A 2,365-nucleotide genomic window follows, 5' to 3' on the forward strand; every position below is an offset into this window, starting at 1 on the left:
GAGCTTGCATTGGGCATTTTTGCTCAGTCGACAGGCCTGATCGCGGACTCGTTGGATATGTTTGCAGATGCTGCCGTATACGGTATTTCATATTTTGCTGTAGGTGCTGCTAAGAAAAAACAGGCAGATGCAGCTCGGATCAGCGGTTATTTACAAGTTCTACTTGGTGTCGCTGTGATGGTGGAAGTACTCAGGCGTATCTACTTTGGCAGCGAGCCGGAAAGTACGCTCATTATGGTCGTTGGTGGTATTGCCCTTGCCGCAAACCTAACCTGCTTATCTCTAATCTCTAAACATCGAGATGGAGGTGTACACATGCGAGCTTCTTGGATTTTTTCAACCAACGATGTGATAGCTAATCTCGGAGTAATTATTGCTGGGATCCTTGTCTCTATCACAGGTAATCATATCCCCGACCTCGTTATAGGTAGCATAATATCGCTTATCGTTGTACGCGGTGGGGTCCAAATTCTACAAGAAGCGGAGCAGACCGCCACAAAGTCTAATAGCACCAAGGGGTCTTAAGAGCAGATGGTAACCAGTTCCTGAGGCGCTTCCATTGAAGGAGCTTGGTTTGTGCTGTGGGTTCAATACGAGCAGTCAAATCCATTGGGACAGCTACTCACCTAACTCAACTTCGATACTGCTCTAACAATCCCAACATCTCATCTTTCCTTTCCGGGCGGGCAAAGCTGTATTCAAAGCTATTGCAGGCCAGTTCCAACGCCTGTTCTTTGGTCATATCTAAAGCTCGGTACAGCGCGATAAAGTTTTCAGTCAGGTAGCCACCAAAGTAGGCTGGGTCATCTGAGTTCACGGTGACTTTTACTCCGGCGTCGAGCATTTGCAGGATGTTGTGTTCGCTCATATCGCTGAAGACTTTGAGGCGGGTGTTGGAGAGTGGGCAGACGGTGAGGGCGATCTTCTCCTTTGCCAGTCGCTTGATCAGTTGAGGATCATCGAATGCGCGAACGCCGTGATCGATGCGATCGACCTGCAGAATATCCAACGCATCGATGACGTTTTGTGCGGGGCCTTCTTCACCCGCATGGGCAACAAGCAACAGTCCCATGGATTTAGCTTTGGCGAAAACGCGTTCAAACTTGGCCGGAGGGTGGCCCTGTTCTGAACTGTCCAGTCCGATGCCGATGATCTTGTCCAAGTGTGGCTCTGCTTGTCGCAATGTATCGAAAGCGTGCTCTTCAGACAGGTGGCGCAGGAAACACATGATCAATCCGGAACTCATTCCAAATTGGGTTTTTGCGTCATTTAGTGCACGCGTTATGCCGTTGATTGCCGTAGCAAAGGGAATGCCCCGGTCGGTATGTGTCTGAGGATCAAAAAAGGGTTCAATATGGATCACATGCTGAGCACGGCAGTGTTCGATATACGCCCATGTCAGGTCGTAGAAATCCTGTTCTGTTTGCAGAACATCTGCGCCCTGATAGTAAAGGTCGAGAAACTCCTGAAGATTGCCAAAGTCGTATGCGGCTTTGAGTTGTTCTACTGATGCATAGGGCAGATGAATTCCGTTGCGCTCAGCCAGCTTGAACATCAGCTCCGGCTCGAGGGTGCCTTCGATATGCAGGTGGAGTTCAGCCTTGGGCATCGCGTTAAGGAAATTTTCCATATCTAGGCCTCTGCGTTACTGATAGCTCTTAGTGTAGACGGGCATAGCGGTATAGCGTAACGCCCTGAGGGGCGTTACGCGGGACGAATGACCATTTTTTGTGGAGAATATCGGAGGGTTACAGCTCAACCTGTGATGGTTGCATATCGGGGGAGGTGAACTCTACACGGTTCCGTCCGTTGTGTTTGGCCCTGTACATAGCGGTGTCAGCACGCGCTAAGGCCTCGGAGATTTCCTCTTCACCGTTGGAGGTGGTGATGCCCAGACTGATGGTGATGGGGCAACGGTCATCGAAAAATGCGGCTCGTACCTCGCGCCGGATTTTTTCGCCTAATGCCACCATGTCGTCGAGGTTCGTATTGTTGGCAAACAGCAGGAACTCTTCACCACCCCAGCGGCATATGGTGTCGGATGAACGCATAGCGTGCTGCAGTACTTTCGCCAACTTTTTCAGTGTTTCATCACCTTGCTGATGGCCAAATACGTCGTTGATGCGCTTGAAGTGATCAATGTCGAGATAGGCGATGCCGAGTGGCGTTTTCAATCGCTGGGCAAGGCTCATCTGCAGGACTAGTTGTTTCATCCCTTCGCGGCGATTAACCAGACTGGTCAGCAAATCATAGGAGGCCAGTTTTTGCAGATTAAGCTCCACATGCTTCTGGTCGGTGATGTTGTGAACTAAACCCATGGCGCGGGTGGGTGATCCATTTTCATCCCGTTCACAGATTCTTCCGC

3 protein-coding genes are annotated in these 2,365 nt (G+C 50.3%); 1 reads left to right on the plus strand and 2 read right to left on the minus strand.

Annotated elements, in window-relative coordinates:
* Window positions 1-525: cation transporter (locus ABYW01_RS19590; RefSeq protein WP_372836054.1), on the plus strand; the 525-nt coding region annotated here is incomplete at its 5' end.
* A 106-nt stretch (window positions 526-631) separates the two neighbouring features.
* Here ABYW01_RS19590 and ABYW01_RS19595 read toward each other — a convergent pair.
* Together ABYW01_RS19595 and ABYW01_RS19600 are read right to left on the minus strand one after the other, a co-directional pair.
* Window positions 632-1,630 (minus strand): adenosine deaminase, encoded by a 999-nt coding sequence (locus ABYW01_RS19595; protein WP_372836056.1) that lies wholly within the window; start codon window positions 1,628-1,630, stop codon window positions 632-634.
* A 118-nt stretch (window positions 1,631-1,748) separates the two neighbouring features.
* A partial coding sequence (locus tag ABYW01_RS19600) for a GGDEF domain-containing protein (RefSeq protein ID WP_372836058.1) occupies window positions 1,749-2,365 on the minus strand: 617 nt, incomplete at its 5' end.

Source organism: Pontibacterium sp. (assembly GCF_041587635.1).
Taxonomy (GTDB): Bacteria; Pseudomonadota; Gammaproteobacteria; order Pseudomonadales; family Balneatricaceae; genus Pontibacterium.